This is a genomic window from Pseudorhodoplanes sp., assembly GCF_046289595.1.
Classification (GTDB): domain Bacteria; phylum Pseudomonadota; class Alphaproteobacteria; order Rhizobiales; family Xanthobacteraceae; genus Pseudorhodoplanes.
The window spans coordinates 1-17,518 of sequence record NZ_JBKBVB010000096.1; the positions used below are offsets into that span (position 1 = coordinate 1).

Below are 17,518 nucleotides of genomic sequence, written 5' to 3' on the forward strand. Positions count from 1 at the left end.
CATCCCGCCCGTGGTCATCGCGAAGATGCTGAGACCGGAAATCGTGAATCCGATGGCAGCGCCCGGCAGCACTGCATGCGCCATGGCGTCGCCCACGAGCGACATCCGCCGCAGCATCAGGAACACGCCGATCGGGCCGGCGCCAAGCGCCAGCGTCATGACGCCGACCAGCGCGCGGCGCATGAAGTCGAACTCGGCAAAGGGGGCGATCAAGGTATCGTAGAGCATGATCTGTCTAGTCCGCTCGTCCCCGCGAAGGCCGGAACCCAGCGCGAGAATTCCTGGATTGCCGCTTTCGCGGAAATGAGCGGTGTATGTGGCCCGAAGCTCGCACGCCAATGATCACGCCGCGCATGCCGCGGCCTGCTCGTCAAATGCTTCGCACATCTGCCGCGCCTTCTTGAGGTTTTCGGCGGTCAGCACCGACGGCGTGTCGCCCCAGGCGACCGGCTCGCGTGCCAGCAACAAGGTCTGCGGAAATGTCGCGCGCACCAATTCGAGATCGTGGAGTGCGGCAAGGATCGTCCGCCCCTCCTTATGCCAGCCTTGTACCAGTGCCACGAGATCGGCGCAGGATTTGGCGTCGATGGCGTTGAACGGCTCGTCGAGCACCACGAGTTTCGCATCCTGCAGCAAAAGCCGCGCGAACAGCATGCGCTGCATCTGTCCGCCCGACAGCGTGCCGATGGCGCGCCGCTCGAAGCCGGTCAGGCCGACGGCCGCAATCGCCTCATGGATCTTCGCATGATCGGCTTTCGAGAACCCGCCCCAGAGCCCGGTCTTGCGCCACAAGCCCATCGCAACAAGGTCATAGACGTTGATCGGAAAGGTCCGGTCGATCTCGGCCGCCTGCGGCAGATAGGCGATGTCCTTTTGCGACACGCCGAGCAGGTCGACCTGCCCCGCGAGCGGCTTCAGCGCGCCGACAATGCTTTTGAACAGTGTCGATTTGCCCGCACCGTTTGGGCCGACCACGGCAAGCAGCGCCCCGGACGGCACCTCGCCGGACAGGTGATGCACCGCAGGATGCCGGTCGTAACCGAGCGTGAGGTTTCGGAACTGGAGTTGAGGAGCGGCAACGTGGACGGTCATCGCATCACCCACAAGGCCGCCGTCCAAACGACCGCAATCAGCGCCGCAACAATCAAAACCCGCTGCAACCCGGACAGGCGCAGGATCGACGGCCCGACAGCGGCAGGCGGATGCGCGTGGCCATGCGGGTGATGGTGATGATGGTGCTCGTTCATCTAAGGGTTCCGCGGGCCGGCAGTCCGCCGGGGATATGATCTGTTATAGTATAACATGACCACCTGCCAAGACCTCGCAAAGGCGGGCTTCATGCCGCACCTCCCGCGGCCGACATGCAAGGTTCCGCAGCAGCTTCCGGCACCTTTGATTGCCAAATCATCCCCGTCCGGGCCATTGTGCGCCCGGACCCACAGAAAATCCGGCCTTCCAAGCATGAACGACCAGACAAAGCGCATTGTCTCGATCGGCGAAGTCATGATCGAGATGGCGCGCGGCCCGGATGGGCGGTTCAGCCAGGGCTGCGGCGGCGACACCTTCAACACCGCAGTCTATCTGGCGCGGCGCGGGCTTCCGGTCGCGTATGCAACCGCACTCGGCGACGACCTCTATTCCGACCGGATTGTCGCGCTGGCATCGGCCGAAGGCATCGCCACCGATCTGATCATGCGGGTACCGGGACGTCTGCCCGGGCTGTATCTGATCGAGACCGACGACAAGGGCGAGCGCAGCTTCAGCTATTGGCGCGACACTGCACCGGCGCGCGAGTTGTTCGAACTGCCGGACTGGGGGCGCATCGCCGAAAGCATCATCGGTGCGCGCGTCGTGTATTTTTCCGGCATCACGCTGTCGATCTATTCCAATCAGGGGCTCGGACGTTTCCTGGCCTTGCTCGAACTAGCGCGCAAGGCCGGAACCAAAGTGGTGTTCGACGGCAATTATCGCCCGCGCTCGTGGAAGGGCGACCTGCAGCGCACGCGTACCGTGTTCATGGAGGCGCTGAAGCGCGTCGATATCGCGCTGCCGACCTATGACGACGAGGCCCTGCTCTGGGGCGACGCTTCGCCGGAGGCAACGATCGAACGGCTGCAGGCCTTCGGCATTACCGAGATCGCGATCAAGAACGGACCGAACAGCGCCGTCATCGCCGCCGGCGGCCACAAGGAATTCGTGCCGGTGCCGGACGTCGTGGTGCCGGTCGATACCACAGCCGCAGGCGACAGCTTCAATGCCGGCTACATGGCTGCGCGGCTTGCCGACGAAAATCCGGGCGATGCGGCACTTGCGGGTCACAAGCTCGCATCGGAAGTGATCCGCCACCGCGGCGCGATCCTGCCGCGTACCGCGAGCGCCGTGCATTGAGTCTCTTGGTCATTGCCGGGCTTGACCCGGCAATCCATCACTCTTCGCAAGATTGCTTTTTTTCGATGGGTGCGCGGGTCGTAGGCGAGCGAAGCGACGCCGTCCTTCGGACGGCTATGCCCGCGCATGACACGGAGGGTTAGGGCCTCCCGATCAGCATTGCCGTCCACGCCGCGATGAAGGGCAGCGGCAGGCTCGCCACCACACGCAGCCGAAAGCAATGGTCGTCAAATACCGCTCGACTTAAAGTAGCAATTCTGATTGAGTACCCCTCACTTTAAGGGGGGAATATGGCCAGAGCAAAGGCTAGCGGTTACACGCTTAAGGCGTCCGACGCACCAGTTATTATGGGAATGGTCGCAAGAGATGACCGCGACCATGACATAGCAGCTTGGTTTGGTGTCAATCAGGGGCGCATCGCCGAAGTTAAAGACGGAAGCAAGTTTGGCATTGTTGCTGCCGCATCGGCGAGCCAACTACCACCCAAAGGACCGCCTGGCATCAAAGGAAGGCGATTGAGAGCTCTCGTTGAAGAAGCTCACAAAGCATTACTTGCTGGAGACGTTGCTAAAGCCCAAGCAGTTATCGCCAAGGCTAGAGCTACTTACGACAAAAATGATATATAACATTCCTCATTGTCGATAATCAGTATTGCGCTCCAACTGTTTGCGACAGGGCGGTATCCAGGCTAATCTTGGAAGCACTTGAGGTCCTTTATACCAGACCAGCCAAGCATACCCTGTCGCAGTTGTAGCCTTGCTGTCGAGCCTTCCACGAACCATAGGCACTCGCTCAACGAACTGAGCGAACACCGACGGCGGAGCATCCTTAAATATTGCCTGATATCGCCCGACACTCTCCAAGAAAACGGAGCGGGCCAGAATGGCGACGCCGTGCCGCGCGATTCTCAACGATTTTAGAACGAACTCCTCTGCAAGTCGGAATGGCGGATTAGTAATCACCCAATCGATGCTGTCCGCCGTGTGCTTGCTGGTCAGAAAATCTTCGACGCTGCCGTAGCCGTAATCATATGCATCCGCACAATGAACTTGAGCAAAATATTCCTTAAGCACCTTTGCCATGTGTCCCGCGCCGCATGCGGGCTCTAAGCATGACATGCTCGCTAGGCTATTTTTGTCTTCCAGAATGTGCTCGATCAGCCCGCGCGTCGCCCAAGGCGGAGTAGGAAAGTCATCGGGGCTGTCCATTGGCTCAATTCGTTGAGCCATCACTGCATGGGATGTGTTCTGCATGTTACCCAATCTGGAGTTGTTTTGGTTAACTCGAGGTTAACTTAAGGCGAACCGTTTGAGCGTGGGGTATAGTTTTTCACGGCCTCCCGATCAGCATCGCCGTCCACGCCGCAATGAACGGTAGCGGCAGGCTCGCCACCACGCGCAGCCAGACCAGGCGCGCGGGCATGATCGGCAATTCGTAGGACAACAGCCGCGGGAAGGCATAAAGCGCCCAGGCGGTCGCATAGGCGATCACCTGCGGCGCACCCGCCCCGCCCTTCAGCGCCGCCGCGGCGATGGCAAAGCCGACCACCGGCCCGCCCGGCGTCATGGCGCCTGCCACCGTCGCGATCACAATGCCGAGAATGCCGGAGGAGGAGCCAAGCCAGTATGCGACGCTGTCCTGCGGCAGGGCTGCCGCGATGAAGCCCGAGCCGAGCACGCCGATCGCAATACGGGGGATAAGCCGGAGAAATTCGCCGCCGCCGCCGCGTGCGCTTTCGCGCAGCAGCGGCATACTGCGTTTGGCGACCCCGAGCGCGAGGGCTGCCACGATCATCCAGAGTGCTCCGGCGACGATCAACTCGATCACGGCTTTGACCCCGGTCGTAGCTGCTGCTCGATGATGCGGACGATCAGTCCCGCCAGCACGGCGAGCGGCAGAGCGCCGATCCAGCGCCACAACACGAAGTCGAAGCCCAGGAACGGCATTTCCCAGACCAGCGCCCGGCTGAGCCCGATGGTGGTCCAGCTGGTGATGAGCGCCACCACCGCTGCGGCATCCGCGCCCATGCCGACAAAGGCCGCGGCGATCGGATAGATCGTGAACGGGCCGCCCGGCACGATGACGCCGGCGCCCGCGGCGATCAGAATGCCCTTAAGCCCCGAATCCTTGCCGACCCAGCGCACGATGGTGTCGCGTGGCAGGAGCACGGTGATGAGAGCTGCGATCAGGCAGCCGGCCAGGAGATTTGGCAGCATCCACGCGAACAGGTCGGCATCGGCAATGACCACGTCCAGAAAGCGGGCGAAGCCGTCGCGCCACAGCACGTAGCTTGCGGCGCTGACGACGATGACGATCAGAATGGCGGTCGGCCAGTCGAACGCGCGCCGCCGTGGACGCTCGGACTGAGGCGGCGTGGAAGGCATCAGCGGCGCAGACCCGATGCCTCACGGGCGAGCGCCTCGATCCGCGCAAAGTCCTTTGCGGAGAGCGCATCCTGCGGCACGACCCAGGAACCGCCGACCGCAATCACGTTGGGAAGCGCCAGATAATCGGCCGCATTGCGCGCGTCGATCCCGCCGGTCGGGCAAAACCGGATATGCGGCAGCGGCGCGGCGACAGCTTTGAGCCATGCGGCGCCGCCGCACGCCTCCGCCGGGAAAAACTTCAGAATCTCGAAACCGAGATCGGACAGCGCCATGGCCTCGCTCACCGTTGCGCAGCCCGGAAGCACGGGGATTTCGATTTCGGTGAAGGTCTCGGCGAGAACGGAGTCGGTGCCGGGGCTGACCAGGAATTTCGCACCGGCGTCGATGGCGAAGGCGGCATCGACATGGCGCACCACCGTGCCTGCACCGACCATGCAGTCGGGGATCTCGACGGCAATGGCGGCAATGGCGGCAAGCGCGGCACGCGTGCGCAGCGTCACCTCGATGACGGGCAGCCCCCCGTCGCACAAAGCGCGCGCCAAGGGCACCGCGATTTCGAAATCGTGGATGGTCAGCACCGGGATCACCGGCGCCCGGCTCAGAAGATCGGCGGTTTCGGTCGCGTCGGGCATGCGCCAAGACATGCCCGCGAAGCGCGTCCGGTTCAAGTCGCGGCCCGCAATGGCCGGGCCGCAATTTGAATTATTCCGCGGCTGTGGCCGCCGGCTTCGGGGACGGCGCAGGCGCCGGAACAACGAGCCCAAGCCCCTGGCGGCTCAGGCCGTGCAGGAAGGCGGCCACCATGGCATAGGCCAGTGCCACTGCGGGCGTCACGGCAAAGCTCATCGCCTCCCGATGCATGCATCGAGGAAAGTCGGCGCCGCGCCGGCAAGCGCGACGGCGGACGCCTTCACAAAGTTTGGGCGCTTCCGCGTTATAACCACCTGATATAAAAAGAGAAAATTCGCGCGCCGGACGTCTTTGGGGTTGCTGCTGCTGAAAGTTGCGGCGATTCTGCTCTGCCTTTCATCATCGGGCGTTGATTTCTGATCTCCGCGGATTGATGTGAGGATGCCCGCAAGGGAGACTGCTGCCTGAGCGGTGAGCCGGACATCGTTCGCCATTCGTTGTATGAGCGCATGAGCGGAAGCGACGGCCTCAGGCCGCCCCTGACGCGCGAAGACAAGAACTTGCGGACCGTGAAACAGGACTCATTCCATGCAAGTCCCGCGTGAGGCTGTACTTTTACGAATCTTCATTGGCGAAGACGACCGGTACAACGGCAGTCCGCTCTATGAGGCCATCGTGCTGAAGGCCCGCGAGATGCAGCTTGCTGGAGCCACCGTGCTTCGCGGACCGATGGGATACGGGCACAACAGCCATCTGCGAACAACAAAGATTCTGCATTTGTCGCAGGATCTTCCGGTCGTGATCGAAATTGTCGATGACAAGGACAAGATCAACCTGTTGCTCGAGGCCCTGAATGACATGATGTCGAGCGGGCTGGTAACGCTGCAGAACGTCGAGGTTGTCCGCTACGGCCAAACCGGCGCGTCTTGACCGTTGTGCCGTTTCGGGCTCAGAACCCGCGCCATGCCGTCCCTCGACCGTTTCGCCCGTGACAAACTTGCCGAGCGCGAGCAGCAACGCCTGCGGCGCAGCATCGTCGAAACCGACGCAGGCGACGGCATTCATGTTGTGCGGGGCAACCGCACGCTCTTGTCCTTCTGCAGCAACGATTATCTTAATCTCAGCCAGCATCCCAAGGTGAAGCGCGCCGCCGCTGCGGCCGCCGAGCGTTACGGCGCAGGGGCAGGTGCCTCCCGTCTCGTCACCGGCAGCCACCCGCTTTACGCGGAGTTGGAAGCCCGTCTCGCCAGGCTCAAGGGAACGGAAGCTGCCTGCGTGTTCGGCTCGGGTTATCTCGCCAATGCCGGGATCATCCCGGCATTGGCAGGGCGCTCCGACCTGATCCTGATCGACGAACTCGCCCACAGCTCGATGCATGCCGGTACCCGGCTCAGCGGAGCTGCGGTCATGCCGTTCCGTCACAACGACGTTGCGCATCTCGGCGCGCTGCTCGATACGGAGCGCAGGCAATACCGGCACGCACTGATCGTCACCGAAGGCGTGTTCTCGATGGACGGCGATCTCGCGCCGCTAGCCGAACTGTCCGCGCTCGCAAAGCACCATGACGCCTGGCTGATGAGCGACGACGCGCACGGCGTCGGCGTCCTCGGGGGCGGCCGCGGATCGGCTTTTGCGTCGGCTCAGGCCGCCGGCATCCCCTTGCAGATGGGCACACTGTCCAAGGCGATCGGCAGTTACGGCGCTTATGTCTGCGCTTCTCGCGCGGTGATCGAACTGTTGCACAACCGTGCACGGACCCTGATTTATTCGACCGGTCTGCCGCCTGCGGCGCTTGGTGCGGCGATTGCCGCCCTCGACATTATCGACTCCGAGCCCGATTATGTCGCGCTGCCGCTGCAAAAAGCGCGTATGTTCACCCGCGCGGCCAATCTGCCGGCCGCGCAAAGTGCGATCGTGCCGGTTACGGTGGGCAGCGCCGATGCGGCGCTCCGCGCCCAGGCGCTGTTGGAACAAGAAGGGTTTCTGGTGATTGCGATCCGGCCGCCGACCGTACCTGAGGGAACTGCACGGCTTCGTGTGACCTTCAGTGCCGCACATCCCGACGAGTCCATCGAGCGGCTCGCAGCGCTTGTGCGCAGCCGGATTCTGAGCTGACGAAGGATCCTGAGTCCATGGCCTCCCTGTTCATTACCGCAAGCGGCACCGATGTCGGCAAGACCTTCGTCGGCGCCGGCCTGATCCGCTATCTGCGGGCCAAGGGCGAGGAGATCGACGCAATCAAGCCAATCATCAGCGGCTTCGATCCCGATCGCGCCGGCGACAGCGATTCCGGGATGTTGCTGCGCGCTCTCGGCCTGCCGCTGACCGAGGAGGAGATTGAGGACATTTCGCCGTGGCGCTTCTCGCTGCCGCTGTCTCCCGACATGGCGGCGCGCCATGAGGGCAAGGAGATCGACTTCGACCTTCTGGTATCGTTTTGCGAGACCGCGCTCGACGAGGCCGACGGCTCGCTGCTGATCGAAGGCGTCGGCGGCGTCATGGTGCCGATCGATCAGACCAATACGGTTCTGGACTGGATCACGGAACTGCAATTGCCAGTGCTGCTGGTCGCCGGCAGCTATCTGGGCAGCATCAGCCATACGCTGACGGCGGCCGAAGTTCTGGACCAGGAAGAATGCGATCTTCGCGCGATTGTGGTGAGCGAGAGCGAAGGCAGCCATGTGCCGCTTTACGAAACGGTCGCGACCATCTCGCGCTTTTTGCCGGCTGTGGAAGTGATCGCACTGCCGCGGCTCGAGCCCGGCGCGGACCATCCGGCTTTCGCCCAGATCGCGAAGGCATGCGGGCTGGTTTAGGCGGGTCGTCCGGCCCGGGAAAGCGGCAGCTCATGTTCCAGATAGGAAATTATGGGGCCGCGGTTTCGCGGGACGATTGCGGGGTTAACGCCGTTCGCGCAACACCTCGCCGATCACCCCCGTGAGAAACGCCACATCCTCCTCGCCGATGGTCAGCGCCGGGGCGAGATAGATTGCATTGCCGAGCGGGCGGATGAACGCGGCCTTCTCGACAAAAGCGCTGCGCAAAGCATTCAAATCGTCGATTCGTTGCAGTTCGACCACGCCGATGGCGCCGCGGGTCCGTACATCGACCACGCCCGGCAGATCGCGGCAGGACGAGAGCCCCGCAGCCAGCCATTGCTCGATCCGTCCGACATGACGTAGCCGCTCGCCGTCCTCGAACAAATCGAGCGATGCGTTGGCGGCGGCACAGGCGAGCGCGTTGGCCATATAGGTCGGGCCGTGCATCAGCGCGGCCATCGGGTCGTCCGACCAGAAGCTCTCGAAAATGCGGCGGCGCGCGACGGTTGCCGCGAGAGGCAGGGTGCCGCCGGTCAGCGCCTTGGACAGGGTCACGATATCCGGCACGATTCCGGCCGCCTCGCACGCAAACATCGTGCCGGTGCGGCCAAAGCCGGTGAAAATCTCGTCGAGGATCAGCAGCGCGCCATAGGAATCCGCAATCTCCCGCAGCCGCCACAGCACCTTCGGACAGTGAAAGCGCATGCCGCCGGCGCCCTGCACCAATGGCTCAACGATGATCCCGGCTATCCGGTCGGCATGCTGCCCAATGAGCGCGACCAGCGCCGCGTCGGTCTCGGGGCTTTCCGGCAGCGCGACGCAGTGATGCCGATGCAGGATGCCGCCGAATTTCTGATGGATGCCGGTTTCGAAATCCGAGACCGCCATGGTGCCGAGCGTGTCGCCGTGATAGCCGCCGCGGAAGCAGACGAAAGTGTCGCGCTGCTTTTCGCCGACATTGAGCCAGTACTGGACCGCCATCTTCATTGCGACCTCGACCGAGACCGAACCGGAATCGGTGAAGAACACGCGGTCGAGATCGCCCGGCAACATCTCGGACAGCCGGCGCGCCAGCGTCAGCGGCTGCTCGTGAACGATGCCGCCGAACATCACATGCGGCATGACCTCGAGCTGCCGCTGCACGGCATCGCGGATATGCGGATGATTGTAGCCGTGGCAGGCGGTCCACCACGATGCGATGCCGTCGACCAGTTCGCGGCCGTCCGCCAGATGAATGCGGGTGCCTTGCGTACGCACCACCGGCAGCGGCGCGGGCGCGGTCTTCATCTGCGCATAGGGCAGCCAGATATGGTCGAGGCCGGTCGTGTACCAGTCGCGCTGATCGAGCATGGCGCTCACACCGGCATGGCGCGCAGGCCGAGGCGATCCATCAATTGCCGGTCGCGGTCAGCCGCGGGGTTCGGCGTGGTGAGCAGCTTCGGTCCGTAAAAAATCGAATTGGCGCCGGCGAGGAAACACAGCGCCTGCAGCTCGTCGGTCATATCCTCGCGCCCGGCGGAGAGCCGCACCATCGAGCGCGGCATGGTGACCCGCGCGACCGCGATGGTGCGCACGAAATCCATCGGATCGATCGCGGTCTGCCTCACGCCATCCGAGAGCGGCGTGCCCTCGACCTTGACCAGGAGATTGATCGGCACGCTTTCCGGATGCACCGGGAGGGTTGCCAGCGCATGGATCATGCCGGCGCGATCGTCTGCGCTCTCGCCCATGCCGACAATGCCGCCGCAGCAGACATGGATACCGGCGTCGCGCACATGGGCGAGCGTATCCAGGCGCTCCTGATACGTCCGCGTGGTGATGATCTCGCCGTAGAATTCCGGCGAGGTGTCGAGATTGTGGTTGTAATAGTCGAGGCCGGACGCCTTCAGCCGCTTCGCCTGTTGGCCGGTCAGCATGCCGAGCGTGACGCAGGTCTCGAGCCCAATTGCGCGCACGCCCTCGATCATGGCGCAGACCTTGTCGAGGTCGCGGTCCTTGGGCTCGCGCCAGGCCGCGCCCATGCAGAAGCGGCTGGCGCCAGCCTCCTTGGCCGCCTGCGCCTCGGCCAGCACCTTATCGAGGCTCATCAGCTTCTCGGCCTTGACGCCGGTGTCGTATTTGGCGCTTTGCGGACAATAGGCGCAGTCCTCCGGGCAGCCGCCGGTCTTGATCGACAGCAGCGTCGAAACCTGCACCTCGGCCGGATCGAAATTGGCGCGGTGAACGGTCTGGGCCTGGAACATCAGGTCGGGGAACGGCAGCGCGAATAAGTGGCGAATTTCACCGCGGCTCCAGTCGTGCCGGACAGCGCCGATCGCGCCCGGAAAAATGGCGTCTTCTTGGGCTCGAAGGGTCATCGGGAGGTTCCAAACCGCCTCTTGCATTGCGTCCGGGGCTTCATGTCATAGTGCCGCCGCCAAGCCAAGCTAGCCGGAATTTGGCGGACGAAACTTTTGCGGGGACGGACATGTTGACCAGGCGGACGATCTTGGCGGGGCTCGGCGCGGGCCTGGCGGCACCGGCTGTGCTCAGGCAAGCCATTGCGCAGCACCATCCGGGCCACGATCCAGTTTACTCCCATCTGACCGACCCCAAGATCAAGACGCCGCCGCTCGAGACCATGAAGCTGCAGCATGTCTTCGATTCGCCGGCTCCGCCCGCCGCCAAGCAGGGCCGGTGGGTGACGAAGGCGCCGCTGCCGCTGCCGCGCAGCGAGATGGCCTGGGCCACCACCCTCAACGACCGGATGCATCTGATCGGCGGCTATGGCGAGCAGAGGGTCGACCGCCCCTATCATCATGTCTATGACCCGGCCACAGACCTGTGGTTCGACGCGCCGTTCCTGCCGCGCGGCGCCAACCATGTCGGGGTCGCGGTGCTCAACGGCAAGCTCTACGCCATCGGCGGCTTCGTCGAGCAGAACCGCAAGCCCGACAATCTCTGTTTCGTTCTGGACGGCGAGAGCTGGCGCCCGATCGCGCCGTTGCCGAAACCGTTCGCCGCGATCGGCTGCGCCACGGTCAACGGGCTGCTGCATGCGATCGGCGGGGCGATCGGCGACACCTTTCCCACCAAGAAATCGGTAGACTGGCACCTCGTCTACGACCCGCGCATCGACCAATGGGCGACGCGGGCCCCGATGCCGACCGGCCGCGACCATACCGGCACGCTTGCAGTCAACGGCAAGATTCATCTGATCGGCGGCCGCGTGGATTCGTTCCATACCAACTCAAATCTGCACCACGTCTACGATCCCAAGACCGACAAATGGGAGCCGCGCGCACCCTTGCCGACGGCGCGTTCGGGCCATGGCGCGGTGCTCCATCGCGGCAAGATTTTCGTCATGGGCGGCGAAGGCACCAACCGCGTGTTTGGCCAGAACGAGGCCTATGACCTTGAAAAAGACGCCTGGGAATCCTACGCCCCCATGCCGACCCCGCGGCACGGCCTCGGCGCGGTGGCGATCGGCGACTATATCTACGTCGCCGGCGGCGGCCCGATCATGGGCGGCTCGGTCCAGAGCGCGGTGCACGAGGCTTTCACGCTGGACTGAGAGCCGGCCGCGGTTTAATGCGATCCCATCATGTCCGACACGCCCCTCCCCGACCGCCTCTCCACCGATCCCGACAGCCCCTATTACAACGAGGAGCTGCTGCAGCGGGATATCGGCATCCGCTTTGCCGGCAAGGAAAAGACCAATGTCGAGGAATATTGCGTCAGTGAGGGCTGGATCCGCGTCGCCGCCGGCAACGCCAAGGATCGCCACGGCAAGCCGCTGACGATCAAGCTCAAAGGCAGCGTCGAGCCGTATTTCAAGGAAAAGGCGTAAGCCGGCGCCGGCCGGTCAGTACGGCAGGCCGACATAATTTTCCGCAAGCGATCCCAAGGCCTTCTCGGACGACAGCAGATAATCGAGTTCGACCTGCTGCAGCTTGCCATCATAGGCCGAGCTCTCGGGAAACCGGTGCAGCAGCGACGTCATCCACCACGAGAAGCGCTGGGCCTTCCAGACCCGTGCCAGCGCCCTATCCGAATAGGTCTGAAGACCGGCATCGTCGCCCTTTGCGTAGTGATCGACCAGGGCGTGATAGAGATAATAGATATCGGACGCGGCTGTGTTCAGGCCCCGCGCGCCGGTCGGCGGCACGATATGCGCGGCATCTCCCGCGAGGTAGAGCCGCCCGTATTGCATCGGCTCAGCAACGAAGCTTCTGAGCGCGGCGATGCTTTTTTCGATTGACGGGCCGGTGATCAGGCGCGCCGCGACCTCGTCCGGAAGCCGCCGCTTCAGCTCCGCCCAGAATGCGTCGTCCGGCCAGTCCTCGACCGTATCGGTCAGCGGCACCTGGATGTAATAGCGGCTCAGCACCTGGGAGCGCAGCGAGCACAGCGCGAAGCCGCGTTCGTGGCGGCTGTAGATCAGCTCCGGCGAGACCGGCTTGGTCCGCGACAGAATGCCGAGCCAGCCGAACGGATAGACCCGTTCATATTCTCGCAGCAGATTTGCGGGGATCGCCTTGCGGCTGACGCCGTGAAAGCCGTCGGCGCCGATGACGAAGTCGCATTCGACCCGGTGCCCGGCGCCATCCTTACGATAGGTGACGGAGGGGCGATCCATCGTCAGATCGTGCAGCGCGACATCCTCGGCCTCGTGCACAACGACGCCGCCCATGCGGTCGCGCGCCTCGTAGAGGTCGCGGGTCAATTCGGTCTGGCCATAGACGATGACGGAATCGCCGCCGGAATACTTGTGCAAGTCGATCCGGTGCAGCTTGTCGTTCGAGGCGATGTAGAAGCCGTCATGGACTTCGCCTTCGCGGTCCATGCGCTCGCCGCATTGCGCCTCGCGCATCAGTTTGGCGAAGCCATGCTCGATCACGCCCGCCCGGATCCGGCTCAAGACGTAGTCGCGGGTATGCTTTTCCAGCAGCACGGACTGGATTCCGCGCACGTGCAAAAGCTGCGACAACATCAGCCCGGACGGACCGCCGCCGATAATGCAGACCTGCGTGCGCATTTTCGCGTCTCCTGTCGCTTCCTCGACCGGACGACTATATGCTCCCGGTCGCGCAGCCAATGGATCGATCGGGCAAAAACTTGTACAATTCGAACATGGCCGCAGCTTTGGAAATCCGCAACTACAACCTGTTCGGCGAGGTCGCCGGCCTGCCGGACATCGTGCATTGCGAAACCATTTCCGCACGCTCCCGCCTGCATGACTGGACCTTCGCGCCGCACCGGCACATCAGCCTGCATCAAATCCTCTTGGTCTCGCGCGGCGGCGGACGCGCGCTCATCGAAGACCGCGCGCTGCGCCTGCGCAAGGGCGATGTCGTCAATATGCCCGCGGGCGCGGTTCACGGTTATGCGTTCGAACGCGGAACGGAAGGGTATGTCGTCACGCTGGCGAGCGAGATGATCGACCAGATGGTGGTGCCCGGCGAAGGGCTGGCGCGTGCGTTGCGGAGCGCGGCGCTTCTGAGATCGATCCCATCGATCCGGACGAGCGTCGCCGATATTTTTGAGGAGTTCTCCGGCCGCGGCTTTGGCCGTGCACATATGCTGCGATCGCTCTGCGCGACATTGCTCGGCCTTGTCGCGCGCGGGCTGGCGGAGCAAAACGAACTCTCCCACGGCGGCGACGCCACCTTGCTGCGCCGCTTCGAGGCGCTGCTGGAGGAGAACTACCGGCGCCACTGGAGCGTGTCGGATTACGCCAGCGCACTCGCGATCTCGCCGACGCATCTCAGCCGGCTGGCGCGTGCGGGACGCGGCAGCTCCGCAGGCGGGCTGATCGCGGAACGGCTCATGCGCGAAGCGCGCCGAAATCTGGTTTATACCGACTTGCCGGTATCGACGATTTCCTACGCGCTCGGCTTCGACGACCCGGCCTATTTCAGCCGGGTCTTCAGCCGCGCCATCGGACTCTCGCCGCGCCGGTTCCGCGACCGGTTTCAGTCGGCAATGCGGTCACCGGAGACGGCAGCGGAGTGAGTGCCGTCTCAACGCGACAGCGTCTGCGTCCGGATCGTCCGGCCGGTCCAGCGGCGATACACAAACTCCGCGGCAAAGGACGCGGCGGCGATCAGTACCAGCGCCGCGATCGCCGCAGGCTGGTGCTGCCACGTATAAACCGACAGGATTGCGAACATCGAGAGGCAGGTCAGCAGCGACAGCCAGACGATGATGACGTTCGCAGCGGTGTCTTTCAAAACACGCAAATGCCCGGCATTCACCGCCGCATAGACGAGAAGGAATGCGGCGCTGCCCATCATCGCGATGCCGGACAGATCGAACAAAAGCGTCATTACGATCACCGCCGCGGCGGTGACGAGGAGGCCGCCGGTCGCCTGTTTCCACTCGGTGCGCGACAGACCCACCGGCAATTCGCCGTCACGCGCGATCATGTAGCAGACATTGGCCGAGCCGAAGAGCGTGGCATTGATTGCGGATGCGGTCGAGAACAGCGCGGCGATCGCGATCAACCGGAAACCGGTCTCGCCGAGAAACGGCCTTGCGGCTTCGGCGAGCGCATAATCCCGCGCCTCTTCGACCTGCGCGCTTGAGAGATTTCCGGTCACCGTGATTGAGACCACAAGATAGAGCACGATCACCAGGATCACGGCGGTGTAGAGCGCGCGCGGCAAGAGAACCCGCGGATTGCGCATGTCCGAAGCGGCATTGGTAATGAGGTCGAAGCCCTCATAGCCGATGAACAGAATACCGGCGCCGACCAGAATGAATGCGGCTTCCGGCGACAGAGCCGGGGAGAAATTCGCCGGCTCGATGAAGAACAGGCCGGCGGCAGCAAACACCACCAGAATGGCGACCTTGATCGCCACGATCAGCGTCTCGCCGCGGCCCATGATACGGGCGCCGAACGCGTTGAGCAGCGTCAGCGCCAGCACGGCCCCGATGGCGAGCGACTTGACCAGCACAGGATCGGGTCTCGTGGTCACAAAGGTCGCGGCGTAGCTGCCGAAGGCCGCTGCGTAGAGGGCGAGCGAGATGATATAGGCGGCCCACATGAACAAATTGAGCCCGCCGGTAAACACGCCGTCGCCAAAACCCTTGACGAGAAAATGCACCGCGCCGCCGGCCGAGGGAAACACCGCGCCGAGCTTGGCGTAGGAATAGGCCGAGAGCAGCGCGACCACGCCGCCGATCAGGAAGGCCAGCCACATCATGTTGCCCGCGGCCTGCGCCACCACGCCGAGGATCGAGAAAATTCCGGCACCGACCATGCCGCCAATGCCGATCGACACGGCTGCGACCAGACCGATCTGGCCGGCTTGCGAACCGGACGATGCGGGAGCGCCGGCAGGTTTGCCGGATGGGACGGTCATGGAGCGACCCGAAGGCGGGAATACGGACGATAGCATACCGCCAATCGCGGATGAGTCATTCCGGGACGGCCGCAACGCGGCCGGACCCGGTATCCATAGGCCCCGTGGCGGTTATGGCTTCCGGGTTCGCGCGCTTGGCTCGCGCCCCGGATGACAGACTACTCCGCCGCCTCCTGCAGCGGGATCGCTTCCACCTTGGCCGCGCAATATTTGAATTCGGGGATTTTCCCGAACGGATCGAGCGCGGGATTGGTGAGGAGGTTCGCCGCCGCTTCCACATAGGCGAAGGGGATGAAGACGACGCCGTCCGGCACCGCATCGTCCTGCCGCGATTGCAGGTCGACAGAGCCGCGCCGCGTCGAGACGCGGATCATGTCGCCCGGACGGATGCCGAGCTTGGCAATGGTGCCGCGCGAGACCTGCGCGACCGCGGTCGGCTCCAGCGCATCAAGCACGGTCGCCCGCCGCGTCATCGAACCGGTATGCCAGTGCTCGAGCTGCCGGCCGGTCGAGAGGATGAACGGATATTCGTGATCCGGCGTCTCGTCAGGCGGGGTGAGTTTGGCCGCCACCAGCTTGCCGAAGCCGCCCGGACGCGGGAAGCCCTTGTCGAACACCACGTCGCGGCCCGGCTTGTCCGGAGCATCGGACGGATAGGTGACAGCATCCTCGCGCTCCACGCGCTCCCAGGAGATATTGTCGAGCGCGGGCATCATCGAGGCCATTTCCGGATAGACATCGCGCGGATGTGTGTAGGTCCAGTTCAGACCCATGCGCTTGGCGATCTCGACGGTGATCCACCAGTCCTCGCGTGCGTCGCCCGGCAGCGGCAGCGCCTTGCGGCCCATCTGCACCTGGCGATTGGTGTTGGTGACGGTGCCGTCTTTTTCCGGCCAGGCCGACGACGGCAGCACCACATCGGCATAAACCGCAGTCTCGGTGAGGAAGATGTCCTGCACCACGAGATGGTCCAGATGCGCCAGCGCCTCGCGGGCGTGGTTGAGGTCCGGGTCCGACATCGCGGGATTTTCCCCCATGATGTACATGCCCTTGATGGTGCCGGCATGGATCGCGTCCATGATCTCGACCACCGTGAGCCCGCGCTTCGGATCGAGCTGCACGCCCCATTTCTTCTCGGCGTCGGCGCGAATCTCCGGATTTTCCACCGACTTGTAGTCCGGGAAGAACATCGGGATCAGGCCGGCGTCGGAGGCGCCCTGCACGTTGTTCTGGCCGCGCAGCGGATGCAGCCCGGTGCCGGGACGGCCGATCTGGCCGGTGATCAGCGACAGCGCGATCAGGCAGCGTGCATTGTCGGTGCCGTGGGTGTGCTGCGACACGCCCATGCCCCAGAAAATAATGGCGCTTTCGGCGCGCGCGAAGGTGCGCGCCACTTCGCGCAGCGTATCGGCGTCGATGCCGCAGATCGGCGCCATCTCCTCCGGCGTGAAGTCCTTGATGTGCTCGGCGAAGGCCTCGAAGCCTTCAGTATAGGTCTGCACATATTGCCTGTCGTAGAGATTCTCCGTCACGATGACATTGAGCATCGCGTTGAGCATTGCAACATCGGCGCCATTCTTGAACTGCATCATGCGCCAGGCATGGCGCTTCAGCGCCTGCCCCCGCGGGTCCATCACGATCAGTTTCGCGCCGCGCTTGGCCGCCTGCTTGAAATAGGTCGCCGCGACCGGATGATTTTCGGTCGGGTTGGCGCCGATCACGATGATGACATCGGAATTCTTCACCTCATTGAAGGTCGCCGACACTGCCGCTGAGCCAACGCCCTCAAGCAGAGCCGCGACCGACGACGCATGGCAGAGCCGCGTACAGTGATCGACGTTGTTGGTGCCGAAGCCGGTGCGGACCAGCTTCTGGAACAGATAGGCCTCTTCGTTCGAACATTTCGCCGAGCCGAAGCCGGCGAGCCCCTTCGGCCCGTGCTGCTCGC

General features: G+C 63.7%; 21 protein-coding genes. 8 read left to right on the forward strand and 13 right to left on the reverse strand.

The annotated features are described in order from the left end of the window. From ACK41X_RS17395 to ACK41X_RS17405, 3 genes are all read right to left on the reverse strand, one after another. On the reverse strand, positions 1-228 hold a 228-nt coding region (locus ACK41X_RS17395; protein WP_409725914.1), incomplete at its 3' end, for a metal ABC transporter permease. A 114-nt stretch (positions 229-342) separates the two neighbouring features. Beyond that, positions 343-1,092, reverse strand: coding sequence for a zinc ABC transporter ATP-binding protein AztA (gene aztA / locus ACK41X_RS17400; RefSeq protein ID WP_409725916.1), 750 nt, complete (start codon positions 1,090-1,092; stop codon positions 343-345). Further along, entirely contained in the window at positions 1,089-1,247 is a 159-nt protein-coding gene (locus ACK41X_RS17405; protein ID WP_409725918.1) for a hypothetical protein, read from the reverse strand. The genes aztA and ACK41X_RS17405 overlap by 4 nt, the downstream gene beginning before the upstream one ends. Positions 1,248-1,461: 214 nt before the next feature. Between ACK41X_RS17405 and ACK41X_RS17410 the strand changes: the two genes are divergently transcribed. Next, on the forward strand, positions 1,462-2,388 hold the full coding sequence (locus ACK41X_RS17410; RefSeq protein ID WP_409725920.1) for a sugar kinase: 927 nt from the start codon (positions 1,462-1,464) through the stop codon (positions 2,386-2,388). A gap of 290 nt (positions 2,389-2,678) precedes the next feature. Beyond that, positions 2,679-3,014, forward strand: coding sequence for a hypothetical protein (locus tag ACK41X_RS17415; protein ID WP_409725922.1), 336 nt, complete (start codon positions 2,679-2,681; stop codon positions 3,012-3,014). Positions 3,015-3,020: 6 nt separating this feature from the next. Here ACK41X_RS17415 and ACK41X_RS17420 read toward each other — a convergent pair whose 3' ends face one another. From ACK41X_RS17420 to ACK41X_RS17440, 5 genes are all read right to left on the reverse strand, one after another. After that, positions 3,021-3,641 carry an SAM-dependent methyltransferase gene (locus ACK41X_RS17420; protein WP_409725924.1) on the reverse strand — a complete coding sequence of 207 codons (621 nt, stop codon included), beginning with the start codon at positions 3,639-3,641 and terminating at the stop codon, positions 3,021-3,023. 76 nt (positions 3,642-3,717) lie between these two features. Then, the gene (locus ACK41X_RS17425) at positions 3,718-4,215 is read right to left on the reverse strand and encodes a hypothetical protein (RefSeq protein ID WP_409725926.1); all 498 of its coding nucleotides are present in this window, start codon (positions 4,213-4,215) and stop codon (positions 3,718-3,720) included. Further along, on the reverse strand, positions 4,212-4,772 hold the full coding sequence (locus tag ACK41X_RS17430) for a permease (RefSeq protein WP_409725928.1): 561 nt from the start codon (positions 4,770-4,772) through the stop codon (positions 4,212-4,214). Before ACK41X_RS17430 ends, ACK41X_RS17425 begins: the two co-directional genes overlap by 4 nt. Beyond that, complete coding sequence (eda, locus tag ACK41X_RS17435) at positions 4,772-5,407, reverse strand: bifunctional 4-hydroxy-2-oxoglutarate aldolase/2-dehydro-3-deoxy-phosphogluconate aldolase (protein WP_409725930.1); 636 nt, start codon at positions 5,405-5,407, stop codon at positions 4,772-4,774. The genes ACK41X_RS17430 and eda overlap by 1 nt, the downstream gene beginning before the upstream one ends. 70 nt (positions 5,408-5,477) lie before the next feature. Continuing rightward, complete coding sequence (locus tag ACK41X_RS17440; protein WP_409725932.1) at positions 5,478-5,621, reverse strand: hypothetical protein; 144 nt, start codon at positions 5,619-5,621, stop codon at positions 5,478-5,480. 372 nt (positions 5,622-5,993) lie between these two features. Here ACK41X_RS17440 and ACK41X_RS17445 point away from each other — a divergent pair, with 372 nt between their 5' ends. Genes ACK41X_RS17445 through bioD form a run of 3 tightly spaced genes read left to right on the forward strand, consistent with a single transcriptional unit; the run spans position 5,994 to position 8,221 of the window. Beyond that, a complete protein-coding gene (locus ACK41X_RS17445; protein ID WP_409725934.1) occupies positions 5,994-6,335 on the forward strand; it encodes a DUF190 domain-containing protein in 342 nt (113 codons plus the stop codon). A 33-nt stretch (positions 6,336-6,368) separates the two neighbouring features. After that, positions 6,369-7,520 (forward strand): 8-amino-7-oxononanoate synthase, encoded by a 1,152-nt coding sequence (gene bioF, locus ACK41X_RS17450; RefSeq protein ID WP_409725936.1) that lies wholly within the window; start codon positions 6,369-6,371, stop codon positions 7,518-7,520. Positions 7,521-7,537: 17 nt separating this feature from the next. Next, positions 7,538-8,221 (forward strand): dethiobiotin synthase, encoded by a 684-nt coding sequence (gene bioD, locus ACK41X_RS17455; protein ID WP_409725938.1) that lies wholly within the window; start codon positions 7,538-7,540, stop codon positions 8,219-8,221. 84 nt (positions 8,222-8,305) lie between these two features. Here the strand turns inward: bioD and ACK41X_RS17460 are convergent, their stop codons facing one another. Both ACK41X_RS17460 and bioB read right to left on the reverse strand, forming a co-directional pair. Next, entirely contained in the window at positions 8,306-9,574 is a 1,269-nt protein-coding gene (locus ACK41X_RS17460) for an adenosylmethionine--8-amino-7-oxononanoate transaminase (protein WP_409725940.1), read from the reverse strand. A gap of 5 nt (positions 9,575-9,579) precedes the next feature. Next, positions 9,580-10,581, reverse strand: a complete 1,002-nt coding sequence (gene bioB / locus ACK41X_RS17465) for a biotin synthase BioB (protein WP_409725942.1) — start codon at positions 10,579-10,581, stop codon at positions 9,580-9,582. A gap of 110 nt (positions 10,582-10,691) precedes the next feature. Between bioB and ACK41X_RS17470 the strand changes: the two genes are divergently transcribed. Both ACK41X_RS17470 and ACK41X_RS17475 read left to right on the forward strand, forming a co-directional pair. Next, entirely contained in the window at positions 10,692-11,777 is a 1,086-nt protein-coding gene (locus tag ACK41X_RS17470; RefSeq protein ID WP_409725944.1) for a Kelch repeat-containing protein, read from the forward strand. Between the two features lie 30 nt (positions 11,778-11,807). Continuing rightward, entirely contained in the window at positions 11,808-12,053 is a 246-nt protein-coding gene (locus ACK41X_RS17475) for a DUF3297 family protein (protein WP_409725946.1), read from the forward strand. Between the two features lie 15 nt (positions 12,054-12,068). Here ACK41X_RS17475 and pobA read toward each other — a convergent pair whose 3' ends face one another. Next, positions 12,069-13,241 carry a 4-hydroxybenzoate 3-monooxygenase gene (gene pobA / locus ACK41X_RS17480; protein WP_409725948.1) on the reverse strand — a complete coding sequence of 391 codons (1,173 nt, stop codon included), beginning with the start codon at positions 13,239-13,241 and terminating at the stop codon, positions 12,069-12,071. A 95-nt stretch (positions 13,242-13,336) separates the two neighbouring features. On the opposite strand from pobA, the gene ACK41X_RS17485 reads away from it, so the two are divergent. Beyond that, positions 13,337-14,218: a helix-turn-helix domain-containing protein gene (locus ACK41X_RS17485; protein ID WP_409725950.1), complete on the forward strand. Its 882-nt coding sequence runs from the start codon at positions 13,337-13,339 to the stop codon at positions 14,216-14,218. A gap of 8 nt (positions 14,219-14,226) precedes the next feature. On the opposite strand, the gene ACK41X_RS17490 is transcribed toward ACK41X_RS17485, so the two are convergent. Next, complete coding sequence (locus ACK41X_RS17490; RefSeq protein ID WP_409725952.1) at positions 14,227-15,570, reverse strand: APC family permease; 1,344 nt, start codon at positions 15,568-15,570, stop codon at positions 14,227-14,229. A 158-nt stretch (positions 15,571-15,728) separates the two neighbouring features. Then, a partial coding sequence (locus tag ACK41X_RS17495; RefSeq protein ID WP_409725954.1) for a molybdopterin oxidoreductase family protein occupies positions 15,729-17,518 on the reverse strand: 1,790 nt, incomplete at its 5' end.